16 protein-coding genes and 1 pseudogene are annotated in these 21320 nt (G+C 63.0%); 10 read left to right on the top strand and 7 right to left on the bottom strand.

From position 1 onward, the window contains the following. Positions 1-80 precede the first annotated feature (80 nt). From AC0L15_RS18310 to AC0L15_RS18300, 3 genes and pseudogenes are all read left to right on the top strand, one after another. Positions 81-749: pseudogene (locus AC0L15_RS18310) on the top strand (ABC transporter ATP-binding protein); the annotation flags it as partial. 14 nt (positions 750-763) lie between these two features. Beyond that, on the top strand, positions 764-2137 hold the full coding sequence (locus tag AC0L15_RS18305; RefSeq protein WP_473496686.1) for an MlaD family protein: 1374 nt from the start codon (positions 764-766) through the stop codon (positions 2135-2137). A gap of 46 nt (positions 2138-2183) precedes the next feature. Beyond that, positions 2184-2867 (top strand): ABC-type transport auxiliary lipoprotein family protein, encoded by a 684-nt coding sequence (locus AC0L15_RS18300; protein WP_287247820.1) that lies wholly within the window; start codon positions 2184-2186, stop codon positions 2865-2867. 141 nt (positions 2868-3008) lie between these two features. Here AC0L15_RS18300 and AC0L15_RS18295 read toward each other — a convergent pair whose 3' ends face one another. After that, the gene (locus AC0L15_RS18295) at positions 3009-9887 is read right to left on the bottom strand and encodes a kinesin (RefSeq protein ID WP_473496685.1); all 6879 of its coding nucleotides are present in this window, start codon (positions 9885-9887) and stop codon (positions 3009-3011) included. A gap of 289 nt (positions 9888-10176) precedes the next feature. On the opposite strand from AC0L15_RS18295, the gene AC0L15_RS18290 reads away from it, so the two are divergent. The 3 genes from AC0L15_RS18290 to AC0L15_RS18280 all read left to right on the top strand — a co-directional run bounded on the left by AC0L15_RS18290 (position 10177) and on the right by AC0L15_RS18280 (position 12200). Beyond that, positions 10177-10545 (top strand): Hpt domain-containing protein, encoded by a 369-nt coding sequence (locus AC0L15_RS18290; RefSeq protein WP_027151987.1) that lies wholly within the window; start codon positions 10177-10179, stop codon positions 10543-10545. A 100-nt stretch (positions 10546-10645) separates the two neighbouring features. Then, positions 10646-10966: a 2Fe-2S iron-sulfur cluster-binding protein gene (locus tag AC0L15_RS18285; protein ID WP_006334837.1), complete on the top strand. Its 321-nt coding sequence runs from the start codon at positions 10646-10648 to the stop codon at positions 10964-10966. A gap of 205 nt (positions 10967-11171) precedes the next feature. Continuing rightward, positions 11172-12200 (top strand): NAD(P)/FAD-dependent oxidoreductase, encoded by a 1029-nt coding sequence (locus AC0L15_RS18280; RefSeq protein WP_287247818.1) that lies wholly within the window; start codon positions 11172-11174, stop codon positions 12198-12200. Positions 12201-12242: 42 nt separating this feature from the next. Here the strand turns inward: AC0L15_RS18280 and AC0L15_RS18275 are convergent, their stop codons facing one another. Beyond that, positions 12243-12860: a DUF922 domain-containing Zn-dependent protease gene (locus AC0L15_RS18275; RefSeq protein ID WP_287247817.1), complete on the bottom strand. Its 618-nt coding sequence runs from the start codon at positions 12858-12860 to the stop codon at positions 12243-12245. An 84-nt stretch (positions 12861-12944) separates the two neighbouring features. Here AC0L15_RS18275 and folP point away from each other — a divergent pair, with 84 nt between their 5' ends. From folP to folK, 3 genes are all read left to right on the top strand, one after another. Further along, a complete protein-coding gene (gene folP, locus AC0L15_RS18270) occupies positions 12945-13787 on the top strand; it encodes a dihydropteroate synthase (RefSeq protein WP_287247815.1) in 843 nt (280 codons plus the stop codon). Between the two features lie 109 nt (positions 13788-13896). Then, positions 13897-14256, top strand: a complete 360-nt coding sequence (gene folB, locus AC0L15_RS18265) for a dihydroneopterin aldolase (RefSeq protein WP_027151983.1) — start codon at positions 13897-13899, stop codon at positions 14254-14256. Further along, positions 14240-14752 (top strand): 2-amino-4-hydroxy-6-hydroxymethyldihydropteridine diphosphokinase, encoded by a 513-nt coding sequence (gene folK, locus AC0L15_RS18260; protein WP_287247813.1) that lies wholly within the window; start codon positions 14240-14242, stop codon positions 14750-14752. Before folB ends, folK begins: the two co-directional genes overlap by 17 nt. 48 nt (positions 14753-14800) lie before the next feature. Here the strand turns inward: folK and AC0L15_RS18255 are convergent, their stop codons facing one another. Then, the gene (locus AC0L15_RS18255; RefSeq protein WP_473496684.1) at positions 14801-15349 is read right to left on the bottom strand and encodes a DUF924 family protein; all 549 of its coding nucleotides are present in this window, start codon (positions 15347-15349) and stop codon (positions 14801-14803) included. 17 nt (positions 15350-15366) lie between these two features. Then, positions 15367-17202, bottom strand: coding sequence for a monovalent cation:proton antiporter-2 (CPA2) family protein (locus tag AC0L15_RS18250; protein WP_473496683.1), 1836 nt, complete (start codon positions 17200-17202; stop codon positions 15367-15369). A 252-nt stretch (positions 17203-17454) separates the two neighbouring features. Here AC0L15_RS18250 and AC0L15_RS18245 point away from each other — a divergent pair, with 252 nt between their 5' ends. Beyond that, a complete protein-coding gene (locus AC0L15_RS18245) occupies positions 17455-17721 on the top strand; it encodes a hypothetical protein (RefSeq protein WP_287123220.1) in 267 nt (88 codons plus the stop codon). Between the two features lie 179 nt (positions 17722-17900). On the opposite strand, the gene AC0L15_RS18240 is transcribed toward AC0L15_RS18245, so the two are convergent. The 3 genes from AC0L15_RS18240 to AC0L15_RS18230 form a co-directional block, all read right to left on the bottom strand. Then, the gene (locus AC0L15_RS18240) at positions 17901-18455 is read right to left on the bottom strand and encodes a hypothetical protein (RefSeq protein ID WP_287247807.1); all 555 of its coding nucleotides are present in this window, start codon (positions 18453-18455) and stop codon (positions 17901-17903) included. A gap of 188 nt (positions 18456-18643) precedes the next feature. After that, positions 18644-19732, bottom strand: coding sequence for a YcjF family protein (locus AC0L15_RS18235; protein ID WP_027151978.1), 1089 nt, complete (start codon positions 19730-19732; stop codon positions 18644-18646). Then, a complete protein-coding gene (locus tag AC0L15_RS18230) occupies positions 19729-21225 on the bottom strand; it encodes a YcjX family GTP-binding protein (protein WP_287247804.1) in 1497 nt (498 codons plus the stop codon). The genes AC0L15_RS18235 and AC0L15_RS18230 overlap by 4 nt, the downstream gene beginning before the upstream one ends. Between the last annotated feature and the right edge of the window lie 95 nt (positions 21226-21320).

Raw genomic sequence — 21320 nt, 5'->3', positions numbered from 1 at the left:
CCCACGACGTCACGGTCTCCTGCGGCTAAATGTTATTTCTCTAAAATTTGCCGCACATTAGCCGCCGTGTCAAATTTCGGGGCTTGGGGGGCGCCGCCGGCGCCCGCAAGTCGGTTCTCCTGCGCACCATTCTCGGCCTGGTGCACAAGCAGTCGGGAACGATCAAGCTGTTCGGCGTCGATGTCGAAAAGGCGAGCGAGAGGGAGCGCCTTCGCATCGACATGCGCCTTGGCGTCCTCTTTCAGCACGGCGCGCTGTTTTCGGCGCTCACGGTGCTCGAAAACGTGCAGGTGCCGATGCGCGAATATCTCGATCTGCCGAAAAAGCTGATGGACGAGCTGGCCATGCTCAAGGTCGAACTGGTCGGGTTGCCGCCGGATGCGGCGCAGAAATTCCCGTCCGAGCTTTCCGGCGGCATGATCAAGCGTGCGGCGCTGGCGCGCGCGCTGGCGCTCGACCCCGACATCGTGTTCCTGGACGAGCCGACATCCGGCCTCGATCCGATCAGCGCGGCTGAGTTCGACGAACTGGTCGTCAAGCTGCGCGATACCATGGATCTGACCGTATACATGGTCACGCACGATCTCGACACGCTGTTCACCGCTTGTGACCGGGTGGCCGTGCTCGGCAATAAGAAAGTGCTGGTCGAAGGCACGATCGACGACATGCTCAAAAGCGAGGAACCCTGGGTGAAATCCTATTTTCGCGGAAAACGTGCGCGGCAACTTGATCTTGCGGCCCGCGCGTAGCCATAAGTGGATAAATGGAAACCAGAGCCAACTACGTCATTGTCGGCATTTTCACGCTAGCCGCGATCCTGGCGGCATTCGCGTTCGTCTATTGGACGGCCGCGATTGGCGACAGGGGTGAGACGGCGATGCTGCGGGTGCGCATTCCGGGATCGGCTTCCGGCCTCGGCCGCGGCAGTTTCGTGCTGTTCAACGGCGTCAGGGTCGGGGATGTCAGGCGCGTCTATATCGACCCCGCCAATCCGAACGACGCCATAGCCGAAGCCGAAGTAGGCCGCACGACGCCGATCACCAAATCGACGCAGGCCGATATCGGGATCGTCAGCCTCGCCGGCCAAGCGAGTATCGAGCTCAGGGGCGCTGACCCCAAGGAGGTCAACCTTCTCGACCAGGCGGAGCAGGAGGGCCGCGTCGCCGAGATCGTCGCCAACCCGTCGGCGGTCACCAACCTGTTGCAGACGGCGCAGAACATCTTCACCCGCGCCGATACGGTTCTTTCCCAGCTCGAAGGCTTCACCAGGGACGTTCGCGGGCCGCTGACGCAGACCGTCAACAATGTGCAGACCTTCTCCGATGCGCTGGCCAAGAACTCCGACGGCATCGACAAATTCCTCGCCAGCGTCAGTACGCTGTCGGAGGAACTGAGGGGCGTCTCGGGCAAGCTTGACGGCACGCTGAAGGCGGCGGAAGGGCTGCTCAACGCCGTCGACAAGGATCAGATCAAGAGCATCGTCGCCAATGTCGATACGGTGACCACTAACCTGAAGGAAACCAGCAAGCAGTTCGACAGGGTCGTCAGGAATGTCGACACCGCGGTGGGATCGATCAACGATTTCGCCCAAAGGACGCAAGGCACGCTGGCCAAGGTCGACGGCATTCTCGACGGCATCGACCCGGCACAGGTCCGCACCGCGCTGGCCAACATCCAGAAGGCCAGCGAAAACGCCAACGAGGCTGCCGCCGACATCGCCAAGGTGACCAACAAATTCGCCAACCGGGCCGACGATATCGACCAGACGATCAAGGACGCGCAACAGCTCGCGGAGCGCCTCAACGATGCTTCGGTGCGTGTCGACGGCATCCTCGTCAAGGTCGATACATTGCTCGGCTCAGGCCAGGCCGATGGCATGATAGCCGATGCCAGGAACACGCTGAAATCGTTCAAGCAAGTTGCCGACACGCTGAACGCCCGCCTCGGCACCATCACCGACAATCTGGCGCGATTCTCCGGCCAGGGCCTGCAGGACGTCGAAGCGCTGGTCCAGGACAGCCGTCGTTCGATCAACCGCATCGAAGAGGCGGTAACGGATCTCAGCCGCAATCCGCAGCGAATCCTGTCAGGCGGCGAAGGTGAGGTTCGGCAATTCGATGGCAGGGTGCGGCGTTGACTTCGGCTTTCGCCGGCCCCAAGAACGGCAGGCAAGTACGCTGCGGATGCGATTTGCCCATTCGATTCGGGGACAACGGGGATCGCGTGTGAAGTCGGTCGTGCTTAAATTGGGCGTGCTAAAATTGGGGGGGGTCAAATCGGGCGGGCCCACTGCGGGTGTTGCATTGCTTGCGCTTTCGCTGGCCGGCTGCGCGTTTTTGCCGGGCGGCGGGCCGGCCCCCCTGGACACATTCGAACTGTCGGCGCCGTCGCTCGATGCGCGCGGCCGCGGCCGCCAACAAATCCTCATCGCCCAGCCTTCCGCGCTCAAGGCGCTGGACAGCCAGAACATCGTCATCAAGCCGTCGGTGCGCTCGATCCAGTACCTCAAGGGAGCGCAATGGGCCGACCGGCTGCCGCTGATCGTGCAGGCGCGGCTGGCCGAGACATTCCAGCGCTCGGGCAGTTTCGCCGGCGTCGGCAAGCCGGGCGAGGGCCTGGCGATCGACTATCAGGTGATCGTCGAAGTCCGTTCCTTCGAAGTCCGCGTCGACGGCGGCCAACACGCCGAGGTCGAGCTGTTCGTGCGGATATTGAACGACCGCAATGGCGAGGTGCGCGCCTCCAAGAGCTTCAACGCGACCGCGCCCGTCTCGGGCAGCGGCAACCAGGCCTATGTCGACGCGCTCGACAGGGCGTTCGGCGATGCCGCCAAGGACATCGTCCGCTGGACCGATTCGGTGATCTAACCACAGCCGGGCACTCAATTGTCGCAGCCGGCGCCGCCTGAGGGGCAGCGCCAACGCCGGTAACGGTGTGAAATTCAAACCCGAAGCGATTGCCCTAAAAGACGGGAGTTTCCCGCCTTTTTCTGTTCGCTTATCGTCTGATCAATGCAGGCGGCCACTGGCGTGGGCAAGCATCGTATAGACCTTGCCGGTGTCCGACGTCAGGTAGGTCTGCGCCATCATGTTGTCGCGGTCGTTGCGCGAGACGTCCTTGAGCAGCTTTTCGAAGTCGTCGCAGTAACGGTCGACGGCGGCGCGGAATTCCGCCTCCATCTGATATTTGCGCCGGATCTCGTCGAACGTCTGCTGTCCCTTCAGCGTGTAGAGACGCCGGGTGAACACGTCACGCTCGCCGCTCCGGTAGCGGTTCCACAGTTCGATCGAGGCGTCGTGATCGATAGCGCGGGCGATGTCGACGGAAAGCGAGTTGAGCGACTCCACGACATGAAGCGGCGAACGCTGGGCAGGGGCCGCCGAGCGGGGCGCTTCCGAAGGTGCTGCGGGCTTGGCCGCCTCTTCGCGCGATGCCCCGGTCAACAGATCGCGTACCCAGCCGCCTTGCGGCGCACGGCCACTAGGGTCGCGCTGGCGCGGCGCCGTCTCCGGCGGGCGTTCCAGGTCGCCGCGCAGTGCGGTGTCACCCGACGGCGCCTGCGGGGCAAGCGGTTCCGGGGCCGGAGGACGGCGCAGCGGCTCAGTGGCGCGCGGGGCAGGCGCCTGCTGTGCCGGGCGCAGGTTGCGTGGCTCCGAGGAGTCGGTGCTGCGGCCAGATTTCGCAACGATTTCAGATAGTTCCTTCAACGCGTTGATCTGCTCGGAAACGGCACGGCGGATGGCCGTGGTCGATTCCTTTGCCTCTTCCGGCATCTCGATGACACCCTTCTTGAGCTCGGCGCGGGTAAGGTCGAGCTCGCTCTTGATCGAGCTGGCGGTGCGTCGCATCTCCTCGGTCGCGTCGGCAAAGCGCTTGGTTGCCGAATCGACGACGTCGGCAATGGAGGTACGGATCTTGTCCGCCGACTCCAGCGTCTTGCCTTCGGCGTTCTGCAACGTCTGGCCGACCAGATCCTCGAACGAGCGCATGACTTTTTCAAGATCCTCCGACTTCTTGACCAGGCCGACGGCGAGGTCCTCCAGCGACGACTGCCTTTCCAGCGTGTGTTCGAGGTTGCTCTGGGCCGAGCTCAACAGGTCCGAAGCACTCGACAGCAATCGGCTGTGCTCGTCGAACTTGGTGGCGATCGAGGCAACCTCGCGCAAGGTCGAGGACGACAGCTCGGTAAGCCGTGTCGTGTTCGAATCGACCAGACGCGCCGAGCTGGCGAAAGTCTGCGCGGCTTTTTCCGTTGTCGCCGCAAAGCTTTGCGTGCTGCCGGTCAGGCGTTCGTCGACCTGGCCAAGATTGGCCGCCGCCTGTTCGATCAGCTGGCCGAGCTGTGCGCTCGAGGTGCTCATGCGGCCGATGAGATCGGCGACGCTGTCGGCAAGCGTCGAGCGCGCCCCTTCGACGGCCGACAATGTTTCGGCCGTGCGGCTGGCGAGCGCGTCAACCAAGGCGGCGTTTTCGCTGCGCAGCTTCTCGGTGGCGCGTTCGGTCACCTCTTCCATGCTCTTTTGCAGTTCCGAGCCGCCCAGCGCGAAGCGCTCGACCAGGGGCCGTGCCGTTTCGTCGAGGATTTTCGAGATCTCGGCCGAACGTGCCGCAAGCATGGTGTTGAGCTCGCGGGTGTTGGTGCCGATGGTCTTCGCCGCGTCGTTGGTGCTCTGGCCGATATGCTGGCCGACCGCCGTGAACGTTTCGGCGATCGAGTTGGCGCGCGAAATGAGCTGCGCCTCGGCGGTCGAAACCTGCTCGTTGAGCTTCTGGCCTATCGTTTCGGTGGTGTTGACCAGACGGTTTTCGACGCCGGCAACCTGTTCCTCGACGCGAGCCGCCGCGGCCGCCGCGCTGGAGGCCAGGCGCTCGTCGGCGCCGGCGAGCGCCTGCTCGATCTCACGGGCGTGGACGGCCAGGTCCTGCCCGGTCTGCTTTGCACGTTCGGCAACCCGCTGCTCGGTGCTGGCGAAGGCCCCGACGATGTTGTCGGCATGTTCTCCGATCGTCGACGTGCTGTCGGCGATACGCGACACCAGGCGGTGATCCGCCTCATCGAAGATGCGGCCGATCTCGGACGCGCGGGCCGACAGCGCTTCCGAACCTTCGGCGATGCGCGAGATCAGCTGCTGGTCGGCAGCATCGAAGATGCGGCCGAGGTCCGATGCGCGCGCTGCGAGCGCTTCGGCCGATTCGCCGATGCGCACGCTGAGCCGTTCGTCGGCGCCTTCGAAATTGCGCAGGATGTCGCCGGCGCGTTCCGCCAGCGACTGCGCCGTTTCGACCGCGCGGGCAACCAGCTTCTGGTCCGCCGCATCGAATGTACCGGCGATCTCGCTGGCACGGGCAGCCAGCTGGTCGGCCGTCTCCTGGGCGCGCGCCAGCAACGAGTTCGAGGTGTCGTCGACGCGGGCCATGATTGCGCTCGATGCACCCTCCGCCCGGGCAACGAGCGCGCTCGACGTGTCTTCGGCACGTGCGGCGAGGCGGCGATCCGCTTCCTCGAAGGTGCGTGCGATATCCTCCGCCCTGGCGAGCAGGGCAGCAGAGGTCTGTTCCGCCCGTTCGGCGATCTTGCGATCGGCGTCACTGAAAGCCGCGCCTGCCTGCTCATGCAGCGCGCTGGTGACTTCCATGACCTTTTCGCGCAGCGCTCCGGCAACGAAGACGGCGCTCTTTTCGAGCACGTTGCGGACGTTGTCGACGCCGGTCGACAGCGCGCGCTCCATGGTCCCGGCGCGCTCCTCGATGATGCCGGTCTGGCGGCTGAACGCCTGCTCGATCTTTTCGACGTCGGCGGCAATGGCGTCCGAGATGTCGGTGCTCCTGGCGGCGATCTGGTCGATATGGCCGGACAGGGAACGGTCGACTTCCATGCGCGTGTCGGCGAGCCTGGAGAGGTCGTCCTCCAGCGCACGGGTCAGCGCGTCGCGGCCTTCGGCCAGCTTGCCGACGTGCCCGGCGATGATGTCGTCTATGTCACTGCGGCTCGCCGCAATTTTCTGCAGGTCTGCTTCCAGCGCACGTCTGAGGATGTCGCGGCCCTCGGCCAGCTTCTCGACCTGGCCGGAAACCAGCCCGTCGATGCTCGACCGGCTTTCCGCCAACTTGGCAAGATCGTCTTCGAGCGCCTTGGACAGGATCGAGCGGTCCTGGACGAGCTTCTCGGCGTGGCTGTTCACAAGACCATTGACGCTGCCGAGATCGGCCTCCAGCGCCCGCGCAAACTCTGCGCGATTGTCGGTCAGCTGCTGAGACTGGTCGGCGACGACACCCTTGATGGTATTGAGGTCGGCTTCCAACGCGCGTCTGAGCAGGTCGCGGCCTTCGGACAGCTTCTCAACCTGGCCGGCAACCAGCCCGTCGATGCTCGACCGGCTTTCCGCCAATTTGGCGAGATCGTCTTCGAGCGCCTGGGACAGGGTCGAGCGGTCTGTGACGAGCCTGTTCATGTGATCGGAGATCAGGCCATTCACATTCTGCAGGTCGGTCTCCAACGCCTGCGACAGTTGACCACGATCTTCCGCCAGCTTTTCGGACTGGCCTGAAATGACGTCCTTGATCGTGTTGAGATCGGATTCGAGCGCGCGCTTGAGGATGTCACGGCCTTCGGCCAGCTTCTCGACCTGGCCGGCAACCAGCCCGTCGATGCTCGACCGGCTTTCCGCCAGCTTGGCGAGATCGTCTTCGAGCGCCTTCGACAGGATCGAGCGGTCTTCCACAAGCTTTTCGGACTGGTCCGATATAACGCTTTTGATCGTGTTGAGATCGGATTCGAGCGCGCGCTTGAGAATGTCGCGACCCTCGGCCAGTTTCTCGACCTGCCCGGTAACCAGCCCATCGATGCTCGACCGGCTTTCCGCCAATTTGGCGAGATCGTCTTCGAGCGCCTGGGACAGGGTCGAGCGATCTGCGGCGAGCCTGTTCATGTGATCGGAGATAAGGCCGTTCACGCTCTGCAGGTCGGTTTCCAACACCTTCGAGAGCTGATCACGGTCTTCCGCCAGCTTTTCCGACTGGCCTGATAGGACCTCCTTGATCGTGTTGAGATCGGATTCGAGCGCGCGCTTGAGGATGTCGCGGCCTTCGGCCAGTTTCTCGACCTGGCCGGCAACCAGCCCGTCGATGCTCGACCGGCTTTCGGCCAGCTTGGCGAGATCGTCTTCGAGCGCCTTCGACAGGATTGAACGGTCCTCGGAGAGCCTGTTCATGTGATCGGAGATAAGGCCATTCACGCTCTGCAGGTCGGTTTCCAACGCCTTCGAGAGCTGACCACGGTCTTCCGCCAGCTTTTCGGACTGGCCTGATATGACCTCCTTGATCGTGTTGAGATCGGATTCGAGCGCGCGCTTGAGGATGTTGCGGCCTTCGGCCAGCTTCTCGACCTGACCGGCGACCAGCCCGTCGATGCTCGACCGGCTTTCCGCCAATTTGGCAAGGTCTGCCTCGAGCGTTTGCGAAAGCAGGCTGCGATCGTCGGCGAGCCTGCCCGAATGGTCCTCGATCAGGCCTCGGATGCCGGACAGGTCGTCTTGGAGCGAACGCGAAAGCTCGCTGCGGTCTTCCGCCAGTTTGGCGGAATGGGTCTCGATGAGACCCTTGATGCGGACAATGTCGGTTTCCAACGCCTTGGCGAGCAAGGCGCGACCTTCGGCGATCTTCTCGACCTGGCCAGCGACCAGGCCGTCGATGCTGGCGCGACTGTCGGCCAGCTTGCCGAGATCGGCATCGAGAGCGCGTGAAAGAATGCTGCGGCCTTCGGCGAGCTTGCCAACATGGCCGGCAACCATTTCGTCAATGATCGTGCGGGCTTGTACAAGTTTTCCGGAGTCTTCGTTCAAGGCCTGCGAAAGCCTGTTGCGGCCCTCTTCGAGCCGTTCGAGATGGCTGCCGAGCGACGCATCGATGGCGGCGCGCGACTCGTTGACCTTGCGCAGATCCTCCTCGAGGGCGCGCGAGATCAGGTTGCGGCCTTCGGCAAGCCTTTGCACCTGGTCGGTGACAGCCGCGTCGATGCCGGCGCGGCTTTCGGCGAATTTCTCCAGATCGGCCTGCATGGCCGCCGTCATGTGTTCGCGGCTTTCGGAAAGCGTGCGGCTGTGGTTCTCGACAGCCTCCTCGATACCGACGCGGGCATCGGCAAGCCGCTGGATGTCGGTGTCGAAGGCGCGCGACACCACATGACGGGCCGCTTCCATGCGGCCGGCGAAATCGCCGGCGCGTGCTTCGAGCATCGACGAGGTCGACGAAACGATGTCGGCCATGTCGGCGCCGATCTGGGTCTTGCCCTGATCGATCATCGCCGAAAGCGTTTCCTTGCTCTCCTGGAAGGTATGGGCGATTTCGCGCGCGCGCTCGACCAGGGTCTCGTTGATCTGGCGTGCGCGGGCCTCGAGCGCGGCGTTGAGCTTTTGGGTGCCGGTGTCCAGCGCTTCGGCGCGGGTCTGGAACTCACTGATCAGCACCTGGCCGCGTTCGGCCAGCGTCCGCTCGATGCCGTCAAGGCTGGCTTCAAATTCGGAGTTGAGCGTGCGTGCGGCGCCGCCGAGCAGCGACACCATGCCGGAGGTCCGATCGTCGAGCAGATCGGTCAGCGACCGGGTGAGGCCGTCGGTCGTCTCCGTCAGCTTGGCAATGCGTGTGTCGAGAAGGCTGGCGAAGGCTTCGCCGGAGGTCGACAGCCGGTCAGTGATGGATTCGAGCCGGCCTTCCACCGAATCGAAGATCGACAGCGAGCTTTGGTTGATCCTGTCGATCAACGTGTCGCCGGAATTGGTGATGGTCATCGACAGGTTGGTCGAGGCGTTGAGGATGCTGTCGCGAATGATGTCGCTGGCAGCCCCGATTTCGTCCTTCAGCGTCTCATGCGCGCCGGTGATCGAGGCGCGCACGCGTTCGGCGTGGGTGACCACCGCTTCGCGCTCGCTGCCCAGCCCGTCGACAAGCGAGCGGATGCGGGATTCATTCTCCGAATAGGAGCGCTCGATCTGATTGACCTCGCTGTGGACCAGGGTTTCGAGCTCGACGGCACGTGCAAGCGTGCGCTCGATGCCTTCACCCATGGCCGCAACCTCGCGGCGCACGGCTTGCCCGATCATCATGACGCGATCCTGGGCGATTTGCTCCGGCTCGGTCAGGCGGAAAGCCACTTCCGTCATCGACTGAGCGGCGATGCGCATCTCCTGCGCGCGGCGAATCATGGCTGCAAACGCCCAGAACAGGAGGACGGGCAGGATCACAGCGATTGCCAGGCCAATCAGTTCGGGACGGGCGAAAAACTGGCCGGGGGTGCGGATTTGCCAAATGTCTGGGCCAAACAGCAGGTTTGCCAATGCACCGGCACCCGCGACCCAGGCGAGCGAAACCAGCGCCACGACCCAGTAGATCGTGTTCGAGGCACGCCGATTGAGGGTGTGCAGCAGCGTCTTGTAATCTTTTTGACGAGGATCGTTGGCCGGCGTGAAGCCGGCCGACTGCGTGCCATTGCGCGTTTCAACAGGGCGCGTTTCAACGGGGCGCAGTTCAGCAGGGCGCGGTTCAGCCGGCCTGGCGTTTGCCGCTTCTCTCTGGTCCTGGGCTTTCTGGTCCTGATTGGCGGCAAGCTCGGCATTCTGGCTCTGGTTGACGACAGGCTCGGCATCCTGATTCTGGTTGGCGACAGGCTCGGCATCCTGGTTCTGGCCGGCGACAGCCTCGGCATCCTGGTCACGGCCCTCGCGTGCCAACTCGTCGGCCGCCTGCGATATCTGCGCTTCCAGATCCTCCATCGACGCGGCGATGTCGAGGTCGCCGTCGGCATCGCTGTTCAGATCGATTTCAAGTGCTTTTTCGAGTTCCCTGGCTACGTCGTTGTCGAGCGTTCTTGTCGTCGTTGTTTTCTTCGCCATGCCTTCGCTACCCTGTACAAGCTGCCGCGGGACTTGTGATTTTGCTTTTCGTGTCCCACGCAAGAGGCTGAAAATGGACCTTTCGTATCGTAATGACACACCGGGGTAAAGAAAACACGCATTCGGTGCGATACGTAAAACTTTAAATATAAGGTTAACAGAACTGTGATTCCGGCGCCGCTATCGCAACATTTTTCCGGGCCAATCATTAACCCGTCGTCCACAGGATGGGCCTATTTTTTTGGCGGCTGCCTATTTTTGGCGGCTGGAAGAACGGAGTTGCAGAGTCATGCGTGGCGAAAACGGCATTGCCTTCTCGATGCCCGGCGGCGATGTGTCGGGAACGGCCGGGTCGCGGCCCGTGGACCTGGCGCATCTGGCGCGCCAGACGATGGGCGACCGCAGCCTCGAACAGGAGGTGCTGGCGCTGTTCGTGCAGCAGGCATTGTCGGTTCGCGACAGGATCGTCGACGCCGATGTGAAGCAAAGACTGCTCCTGGCGCACGGGCTGAAAGGCTCGGCGCGCGGCGTCGGCGCCTTCGCTGTTGCCGATTGCGCGGGCGCGATCGAACTTCAACCTGAAGATACCAATACCCTCAAGCGGCTTGGCTCCCTGATCGAAGAAGTCCGCGATTTCGTCGCCGCCATCAGCCGTTAAACCCATTTCCGAAAAAAACGGCATAGAGCGCCGCTTTCGCGCCGCAGTTGACTTGTCAGCGGGAGTGATTATCTCGGCTGGGACTCCCTTCAGGTGACAAATGACCAAGCTGACCTTCATCGCCCATGACGGCACACATTTTGACGTGGATGCCGAAAACGGCTCGACCGTCATGGAGAACGCGATCCGCAACGCCGTGCCGGGGATCGAGGCCGAATGCGGCGGCGCTTGCGCCTGCGCGACCTGCCATGTCTATGTCGATGAGGCATGGACGGCGGAGGTCGGCGAGCCGGAAGCGATGGAAGAGGACATGCTGGACTTCGCCTACGACGTCCAGCCGAACTCACGGCTCTCCTGTCAGATCAAGGTGCGCGACGCTCTCGACGGCCTGGTTGTGCGCGTGCCCGCCCGCCAGGGCTGAAGCGTGGAGGCTTAAGCGGGGGATAGCCGATTTTTCCGGCGCCGGCTTGGCAGCGGGCCAACGGTCATGCAGTGTCGCGCCGTTCTCTACAGCGCCGCACGTTCCCTGGAACACGCAAAGCACGCTGTAGCACGGTGATTTGGCGCAGGATCCCCGGCGAGAATCGATTCCGATTTTCGGGGTCATGCGCATCGAAGGCGCATTCATGACCGATATCATCAGGACGGACGTATTGATTGTCGGGGCAGGGCCTGTCGGCCTGTTCGCCGTGTTCGAGCTCGGCCTCTTCGACATGACATGCCATCTGATCGACATACTCGATCGGCCCGGCGGGCAATGCGCCGAACTCTATCCGGAAAAGCCGATCTACGACATTCCCGGCTGGCCATCGATCTCGGCCCAGGGCCTGGTCGACAGACTGCTTGAGCAGATCGCGCCGTTCAAGCCCGACTTCACCTTCAACCGCATGGTCTCGAGCCTCGAAAAGCTCGAGGACGGCAGCTTTCGCGTCATCACCGACGAGAACGAGGTGTTTGAAGCCAAGATTGTGGTTATCGCCGCCGGCGGCGGCTCTTTCCAGCCGAAGCGGCCGCCAATTCCGGGCATCGAGCTTTATGAGGGCAAGAGCGTCTTCTACTCGGTGCGCCGGATGGAGGAATTCCGCGGCCACGACCTGGTTATCGTCGGCGGCGGCGATTCGGCGCTCGACTGGACGCTGAACCTGCAGCCGGTGGCCAAGAGCGTGACACTTGTCCACCGGCGGCCGGAGTTCCGCGCGGCGCCCGACAGCGTCAACAAGATGTACGCCATGCAGGAGATGGAGGAACTGGATTTCCAGGTCGGGCAGGTGACCGGGCTGACCGGCACGGACGGCCATCTCTCGGCGGCGACCATCAAGGGTCCCGATGGTGACACCGAGGTGCCGTGCACTCGGTTGCTGCCGTTCTTCGGCCTGACCATGAAGCTCGGACCGATCGCCGAGTGGGGGCTCAATCTTCATGAGAACCTGATCCCGGTCGACACCGAGAAATTCCAGACGTCGGTACCGGGCATCTTCGCCGTCGGCGACATCAACTGGTATCCCGGCAAGCTGAAGCTGATCCTGTCGGGCTTCCATGAGGTCGCGCTGATGGCGCAGGCGGCCAAGCGCATCGTCAGCCCCGGCGAGCGCATCGTATTCCAGTATACAACGTCGTCGACCAGCCTGCAGAAGAAGCTCGGCGTCGCCGGCTGAGTCTCTTACTCGACGAGAATCGCCCTTACCGTCTGGCCGAAGCTAACCCGGCAGCTGGCCGTTTTCGATGCGCTTCATGCGATAACGCAGCAGCCGCAGGATGCGGCTTTCGAAATTGATGGTTTCGACGCGATCGAACTGCATCTGAGCGCGGTCGTGCTTGGCAAGAATAGCGGCGGAGATCTCCGCTGCCTTGGCCTTGGCCTCCTGGCACGTCTTGCGCGGGTGGGTCGCCTTCAGCGCATCCTCGAGTTCGCCGGCATGGTTCTTGGCGATCTCGACATGGCGGTCCTCATGACGCTTGATGTCGGCGGACAATGTATCCCAAAACAGCCTTACGCCGGCATCAGCCTTGCGCGGGCGGCGCCACTCGGGAAGGATCACCTTGACCTTGACGGTGACATCGGCGTCGGCAACCGCGCAGGAGTTCGATCTTTCCGCATAGCTGACGCGGGTGATGAACGCCATCTGCGTGGCGCCTGGATGCCGCATCCCGGTGCTTTTCACCCGAGGTCCAAGTTTCGTAAGCTGGGATCCGATATCATCGAGCGTTCTGCCGCCGATGCTGAAATAGCTATATGTCTTCACCAAATTCGCCGTGCCCGCCGGCAAGGCGGAACAAGCAAGCATCAGGGCGCAAAGCAGGGATCGTTTCATCATGTTGCCTCTTTGCCTACCTTGCGCTACGGCCGTTGCCGACGCAACGGAATTGATCTTTGGTGGATCACACATGGTTTATCGACAATGACGACAGGGCGATGGCAGTTGGCGCATGGGCGCCATCTCGACCTTGGCGGCAAGGCGGTGATCGTCGGTATTCTCAATGTCACGCCGGACAGTTTTTCTGACGGCGGACTGTTCGTCGCGCCCGAACAGGCGATTGCCCAGGCGCGCCGGATGGTGGAAGAAGGGGCCTCCGTCATTGACGTCGGTGGGGAATCGACACGCCCCGGCGCATTTCCGGTAGCCATCGAGGAAGAGCAGGCCCGCGTGCTGCCTGTCATCGAGGCGCTCGCCGGGCTCGGCGAGGCGCTGATTTCGGTCGACACCTATCGCGAGGACACCGCCCGGCTTGCCGTCGCCGCCGGCGCGCATATCCTCAACGACGTCTGGGGCCTGCAACGCGAACCGGGCATCGCGCGGGTCGCGGCCGAGACCGGCGCCGGGCTTGTCATCATGCACACCGGGCGTGACAGGCAAAAACTGCCCGACGTGATCGAGGATCAGTTCTTCTTCCTCGAGAAGTCCCTGGAAATCGCCCGGCGAAGCGGGGTTGCCGACAACCAGATCGTGCTCGATCCGGGCTTTGGCTTCGCCAAGGAAACCGCGGAGGAAAATCTCGACCTGATGGCACGGTTTTCCGAGCTCGATGTCTTGGGCTTTCCGCTGATGGCCGGTACATCGCGAAAGCGCTTCATCGGCGCCGTCACCGGCCGCGACGCCTCGGCCAGAGACGCCGGAACAGCGGCGACGAGCGTCATACTGAGGCTCAAAGGCGCGCGGCTTTTTCGCGTCCACGATGTCGCAATCAATGTGGATGCGCTGGCGGTTGCGGATGCTATGCTGGCGCGTGAAACCGCCGCATAGCTCGCAAATCGAAATCGATTCCAGCAGGATGCGTAGATTAAAAGCCTTAGAGCGTAGTCTGTGCGCCCAAGCGGACGCGCATCGCTCCAATCGAGCAGGACGCTGAGCGATGTATATCATCCGCATGAAAAATTGCGCCTTCTTCGCTCGGCACGGCGTGCTGGATGAGGAGGAGACGCTCGGCCAGCGTTTCTATGTCGACGCTGCGCTCACCGTCGAACCCGGCCGCGCGCTGGTCGATGATTCCATCGAGGATACCGTCCACTATGGCGTTGCCTTCGGGGTGATCGAAAAGATCATCACCGGGGAGAGGCGTTTTCTGATAGAAGCGCTGGCGCTGGAGGTGGCCCGGGCGCTGACAGCCCGCTTTCCCCAGATAAAAAAGGCCGAGATCACTGTGCGCAAGCCGAACGCGCCGGTGCCCGGCGTGCTCGATCATGTCGAGGTGACCGTTGCCTGGCCCCAATAACACGGTCTACCTCAGCCTTGGCGGCAATCTCGGCGACCCGGCAAGGTCGATGGGCGCGGCGCTGCGCATGCTGGACGCCGACGGGAACGCGCGCGTCGTTGTCGTCTCCTCGCTTTACCGCACGCCGCCCTGGGGCAAGCTCGACCAGCCGGATTTTCTCAATGCGGCCGCCGAAATTTCGACCGTGCTCGCACCACATGCATTGCTCGATCTCTGCCTCGACCTCGAGCGCAGACTGAAGCGAGTGCGCGAGGAGCGCTGGGGTCCACGGCTGATCGACATCGACATTCTGGTGTTCGGTGATCGGATCATCCACGAAACCGGGCTGGAAGTGCCGCATCCGCGCATGCTGGAGCGCGCCTTCGTTCTGGCGCCGCTGGCCGAGATCGCGCCTGACCTCACCGTCGACGGCAGAAGCGTGGCGGAGCGGCTTGCCGCTCTCGACAGTGCCGGCATCGAGCGACTGCCGTCCGGCCGGGATTGGTGGTTGACCTAAAGCATCGAACCAAAACCTTTAGCCACTTTTGGCTCCGATGCACTGAGCTCAGCCGGCAAATCCGCCGCCGTAGAGGAACACCTGTTCCTCCGGCGTCGTCTCGCGGCCAAGCATCCTGTTTCGATGCGGAAAGCGGCCGAAGCGCTGAATGATCTCCAGGTGCTCGACGGCATACTTCAGATAGGATTGGGCTTTGGCGGTAGTGAGGTCCACCGATTTGAGCTGGTCGGCGAGATGCTCCGAATGCTCATAAGGCAAATAGAGGAAGACGCGAAGCGCTTCGTCGAGCGCCAGATCCTGGCCGGCGGCGATCGCCTTTTCGGCAAAATGCCTTGCCAGCGGGTCGGTGGCATACATATGGCCGGTGCCGCGAAAACAATTTCGCGGGAACTGGTCGAGCAGGATCATCAGCGCCAATGAGCCTTCGGCATGCTCCGACCATCCGTCGCATTCGCGCCGCGCGGCAGCGTAATGCAGCTCGAGAAACCGGTTGCGGAATTCCGCGTCGAAGGCGTCATTCTTCTCGAACCATGCATCTTTCCCGGCGTCACGCCAGAATTTGGTGACGGAGAGGGCGCGCTCGTCCAGTACGGTCATCTGTGGTCTCCACGCGTTTAGTCGGCCGGCTCGGATTTGTGCAGAACGCCGGCGGTTTCTTCATTGAGCGCCTGACCGGAGCGGCGCGGCTGGCTGAGCGGTGTCGGAATGGGTGTGCCGATATTGCCCTTGAGGAAGCGCGCTCCGGCGCGAACCCCTTCGGCGAGCTGCAACTCGAAACGGGCGGCATCGCGGTGGCGAACGTCCTCGATCACCTCGGCGACTTCCTCCGGGTCGACGCCCAGTGCTTCCAGCGTGGAGCCGCCGAAGACAAGCGCTGATTCGAAGGTTTCGCGAATCTGGAAATCGACGTCGGCACGTATCAACTGCAGTGCGGTTCCGCGGTCGAAAGCGCGTGCCAGCACGGTGAGTAGGGGAAACTCCGCCTTGATCAGCTTTGCGATGCGGACGGCGACATCGGGCTTTTCGACGCAGATCAACACGGCGCGCGCGCGGCCGGCGCCTGCGGCACGCAGAATGTCCAGCCGCGTGCCGTCGCCATAATAGACCTTGAAACCGAAATCGGCCGCCGCCTGGATCATCTCGACCTCATTGTCGATGATCGAGACGTCGATCCCGCGCAACAGCAGCGGCTGGCTGGCGATCTGGCCGAAGCGGCCGAAGCCGATGATCAGCACGCTGCCGGTCAGGCCATCGGCGATGTCGACGCCTTCGAGCGACTGCTCGTCGCGCGGCGTCAGATACCGCAATGCCAGAATGGCCAGCGGCGTCAGCACCATGGAGATGATGACGATCGCCGTCAGCGTCGCGTTAGCCTGGCTGTCGATGATGCCGACCGCCGCGGCGGCGGAATAGAGAACGAAGGCGAATTCGCCGCCTTGCGCCATGAAGACGGCGCGCTCGAGCGCCTCCCGGTGGCCGGTCTTGAGGATGCGGGCGACGAGGTAGATGCCGATCGCCTTTATCACCATGTAGGCGACGACGTAGATGGCGACAAGCCGCCAGTTCTGGGCAACCACGTGCAGGTCGAGCGACATGCCGACAGCGAGGAAGAACAGCCCGAGCAGCACACCGCGGAAGGGTTCGATGTCGGCCTCGAGCTGATGGCGGAAGGTGGATTCCGACAACAGCACGCCGGCCAGGAAAGCGCCCATCGCCATCGACAGGCCGCTGAGCTGCATGGCAAGCGCCGACCCCAGAACGACCAGAAGGGCGGCGGCGGTCATCACTTCGCGGGCACGGGCATCCGCCAGGATGCGGAAGAACGGATTGAGCAGGTAACGCCCGGCCAGCACCAGCCCGACGATGGCGGCAAGACCGATGCCCACGTCCGTCAGCCGCTGCGTCACGCTCATATCGGCGCCGCCCGGTGCCAGGAAAGCGATCAGCGCCAGCAGCGGCACGATCGCCAGGTCTTCGAGCAGCAGGATGGAGACGATGCGCTGGCCTTTGGGCGCGGCGATCTCACCGCGTTCCTCCAGAAGCTGCATGACGATCGCCGTCGAGGTCAGCACGAAACCGGCGCCGGCGACGAAGGATTGCGAGACCGGAAAACCTCCCGCCAGTCCTACGCCGGTCAGCAACAGCGCGCACACGCCGACCTGCAATGCCCCAAGGCCAAAGATCTCTCGCCTGAGGCCCCACAGCCGTGACGGCTGCATCTCCAGCCCGATGATGAACAGGAACATGACCACGCCGAGCTCGGCGACGTGAAGAATGGCTTCCGATTCGGAAAAGATGCCGATGCCGAACGGGCCGATGACCACGCCGGCCGCCAGATAGCCGAGGATGGAGCCAAGCCCGATGCGCTTGAAGATCGGCACGGCGACAACACCTGCGGCGAGCAGCGCCACGACGTGGATCAGATCGCTGCCCGCTGCTTCTGCCGCCATGCCTGCCGTTCCGTTCTCTGTAAGGGCCGCTGCACGTGCTGCGGCATCGAGCGGCAAAGATAGGGGCTTGGGCTGAGATCGAACAGTCCGAATCCGGAAACTGGTGCAGCAGTGTTGCAGGCGCGCTCCACAACTTTATGCACCGGCTGCGTTGTGTGTTGCAGCAATCGGGCGCTAAGGACGCCGCGGCCTTGGCCGTGAAGGGCGGATGACGATCAAGTCGGCCGCCCTTTTTTGAGGGAGACGACTGACATGAAGACATTTTTGCTTGTTGCCGTTGGCATCGCGGCGCTTGCCGGATCGGCCTGCTCGAAGGCGCCGGACTGCACCACCGAAATGCTGACCAAGAAGGCCCAGGACATGACCGCAGCCCTTCAGGAGGCGATCACCAAGGATCCGGCCAAGGCAGCCGATCTCACCGCCAAGGTGCAAGCGGTCACAACCAGGTATCAGGGCGCGACGACGGCGGAGGAGGCCTGCAAGGCCTATGACGAGCTGACTGCCGCCATCAAGGCCTGAGAATCGATTTGAGTTTTGCTAAAAGAAGCGGTGGCCGTGGCTGCCGCTTTTTTGGTGAATAGTGAATAGTGAATAGTCAGTAGTCAGTAGTGAATATCTAATTCCATTCACCATTCACCATTCACCATTCACTAAATCGCACAGCGCGCTGCATTTTCACTGGATGCGCAGACGATCGGTCAGTTCGGCACGATAGAGCCGACTTCGAGCGTATCGACGCGCTTCAGCTTCATGCCGATGACCGGCACCAATTGCTGGTCGACGCGCACCGCAACCGTCACTGTCATCGAATTGTCGTTGGGGACAAGAGCCTGCATGACGCCGCGCAACTGGTTACGGTTGATGGTGAAGACGACCTTGTTGGCGCTGACCACGTTGCCGCCGATGATGTCGAGACCGGAACCGGCGGCACCGCCCATGAAGCTGCCCTTGTAGCCCTCGCGGCCCTTGTGCTGGATCGTCGCCGACATCTGCTGGGTGAACATGCCGACCCGGCAACCGCCGTCGAGCGACATGCCGATCTTGCCGTCCGGCGTCGAACCGGTGAAATTGCAGGTGAATTTCGTTCCCTTGTATTTGCCGGCGACGATTTCCCCCGGGCCGACCCATTCGCCTTTCACCGATTGAAAGAACTTCTTGTCCCGTTCTGCCGCAAAGGTCTTTTCGGCCATGCCGGCGGTTGTTGAAACCACGACTGCCATGGGCAGGACGCTAGACAAGATCACGCTTTTCATCGACGACACCCGGCAACAAAGAGACTGGTTTGGAACCCGTCCGACCATGAACAAGATTGGTTAATGCTTCGTCACCGCATGCGCATGCCCCGAAGTCGGAAGCGATTTGCGCTGGGATCATGGGCAAAACCAAAGTACTGCAGCATCCCTTTGCGCGCCACCAGGACGTGCCGCGTCGGAGACGGTCGTCAGGTGTCGGAAGCGGATGTTTCCTTCTGCTTTTTGGTTGCAAATGATGTCAGCGCGGACAGGAAATCGCCCATGCCGGGCCGCCTCGCGGCGCTGAAGGGCAGGGGCCTTGCGGTTTCCATCGCAGCAATGCCGATGCGCGCGGTCATCATGCCGTTGACGACGCCTTCGCCAAGTTTTGCCGAGAGCCGGGCGGCAAGGCCATGGCCGACGATCTGCTGCACGAAACTGTCGCCGACGGCAATCGAGCCGGTCACCGCCAGATGGGCGAGAACGCTGCGTGCCAGCCGGAAGAACCCCAGCGTGCCCGGCCGGCCGCCATAAAGCTCCGACAGGCGGCGAATCAGCCGGCCGGCTTCGAACACGACATAGGCGACGTCGACCAGAGCGCGAGGGCTGACCGCCGTCACCAGCGACACACGCTTTGCCGCTTCGAGGATCATCACCTTGGCGCGCGCATCGAGGGGGCCGAGGATTTCGGTCTCGGCCAGGCGCACCAGATTGCCACCGTCGATGATCTCGTCGCGCAAGTCTGCCAGGGCGCGTCTGCCGGCCGCGGTTTCGGGTTTGGCCGCGACAAAGGCCGACAGTTCGTCGACCACGGCGCGAGCGGCTTTCGGATCGTCGCGGGCGATGGCGTCGAGCGCCAGCTTCTGCAGCTTTTCGACCTCGGCGAGGCGGGCGATCGCCAGGAACTCGCGGGCAAGGATGACCAGGAGCGCGAGCAGCGCGATCACGGCCATGCCGGCGGCCACCCAGCCCAGCCATTCGGCACGCGCGAACAGATCGCGAATCAGTTGGTCGGTCCAAAGGCCGAGGGCCAGCGAAACCAGAACGCCCAATGCGCCGAAGAACAGGCTGCCTGATATCGAACGCTTCCGCGGCGCGGTCGCCGGCGGCGGTTCGGCGGCGATGATGTCCGGCTCGTCGAAAACGTCGATTTCCGCCGGCGTGACGACGGCAAGGTCAGCGTTCACGGTGCGTGGTTTTCTCGCCGCAGCGGCGTCGGGCTGGCGGGGGGCCGCCTGTTGCTTTGGCGGGGCTTCCGGCTCGATGCGAAATGCCGCCGGCTTGCGGGGCGCGGTCATGCCAGATGATCTCCGATCAGGAACTGCAGGGCACGGTCGAGCCTGATATGCGGCAGCGACAGCGTGACGCCTTCGGCAGTGCGTTCGAGTTTTGGCGGGCGAAAGCGCACGAAGCGGATCGCCGGGTCCTCATTGGCCTGCCGATGACCCGGGTTCTGCTGACGGTCTGGTCCGGAGACATCGAACACTGCATCAATTTTCTCCGGCAAGTCTCCGGGAAATATGGCTGTTTCTGTTCTGCCATCAAATGTTTCGCCGTTGATCTTTTCACCTTTCAACGGTGTGCCGATGATGACCGGCAGCGTTTCACGGCCTTGCTTGACCGTGCCTTCCCGGGTCGCTCGCACCGCCGCCAGGGCGACCACGTCGACATCGGCGCCGGTGAAATTCGCCCGCGCCACGGCGCGGTCGGCGAGCCGCCGCACGATCGCCTGCAGCCGGTCATGGCTTTCGTGATGCAGATGGTCCGCCTTTGTCGCCGCCACCAATATGCGGTCGATGCGCCTTGAAAAAAAGTCCGTCAGGAAATTGCCGCGACCGGGGCGGAAGCAGGCGAGGATTTCGGTCACCGCACGTTCGAGATCGGCCATCGCGCCGGGCCCGGCATTCAAGGCCTGCAAGGCGTCAATCACAACGATCTGACGGTCGAGGCGCGTGATGTGCTCCCGGAAGAACGGCTTTACGACATGCGTCCTGTAGGCCTCGTAGCGCCGCTCCATCATAGCCTGAAGCGACCCGGGCCGCGCCCGCCGCTCGCTCAGCCCCGGCAACGGCGCGAAGGTCAGCGCCGGTGAGCCCTCAAGGTCGCCGGGCATCAGGAAACGGCCGGGTGGCAGGGTCGAAAGCGCCCGCTCGTCGAGCTTGCATGCCTTGAGATATGCGGCGAAGCTCTCGGCTAGGCGTCGCGCCGTCATCTCATCGGCGTCGGCATTCGGGTCGATTGCGGCGGAGAGCGCGCGCCATTCCTGCGAAAGGTCGCCGCGCACCGGCAGCACGGCCATGTCAAAGGCTTCGCGTGAGAAATCGGCGTAGGATTTCCCGAGCAGCGGCAGGTCAAGCAGCCATTCCCCAGGATAGTCGACGATATCGACCGACAATCTGCCTGATGAGAACATGCGGCTCCAGCCGGAGGCCGATTCATATTCGATGGTAAGCCTCAGCTCGGAAATGGCACGTGTCGAATCCGGCCACAGGCGGTCGTTGACCAAGGCCGCGATGTGGTCCTCGTACTGGAATCGCGGCACGGCGTCATCGGGTTGCTCTTCGAGGAAGGCACGGGCGATACGCCCCGATTTCTGCGCCTCGAACAGCGGCAACCGCCCGCCGTGGATCAGATTGTGGACAAAGGCTGAGATGAACACCGTCTTGCCGGCGCGGGAGAGGCCGGTAACACCCAGCCGCAGCGATGGCGAAAAAAGCCCGGTAGCGCGCCCCGACAGAGTATCCAGGGCAATCTTCGCCTCGTCGGTGAAAGTGGTCAGCGATGATGCCAAAATGCGGTCTCTCGGGGCTTCGGTCCGCCCCGATATAGGCGCTGCCGGCTAGTGTGGCGAATCCGAAATTCGCAGTACCTTGGAGCATCGCAGTG

This window comes from Mesorhizobium sp. WSM4846 (assembly GCF_055811415.1).
Note: the sequence above shows the minus strand (reverse complement) of the source record. Positions and strands in the feature narration are given on the sequence as shown.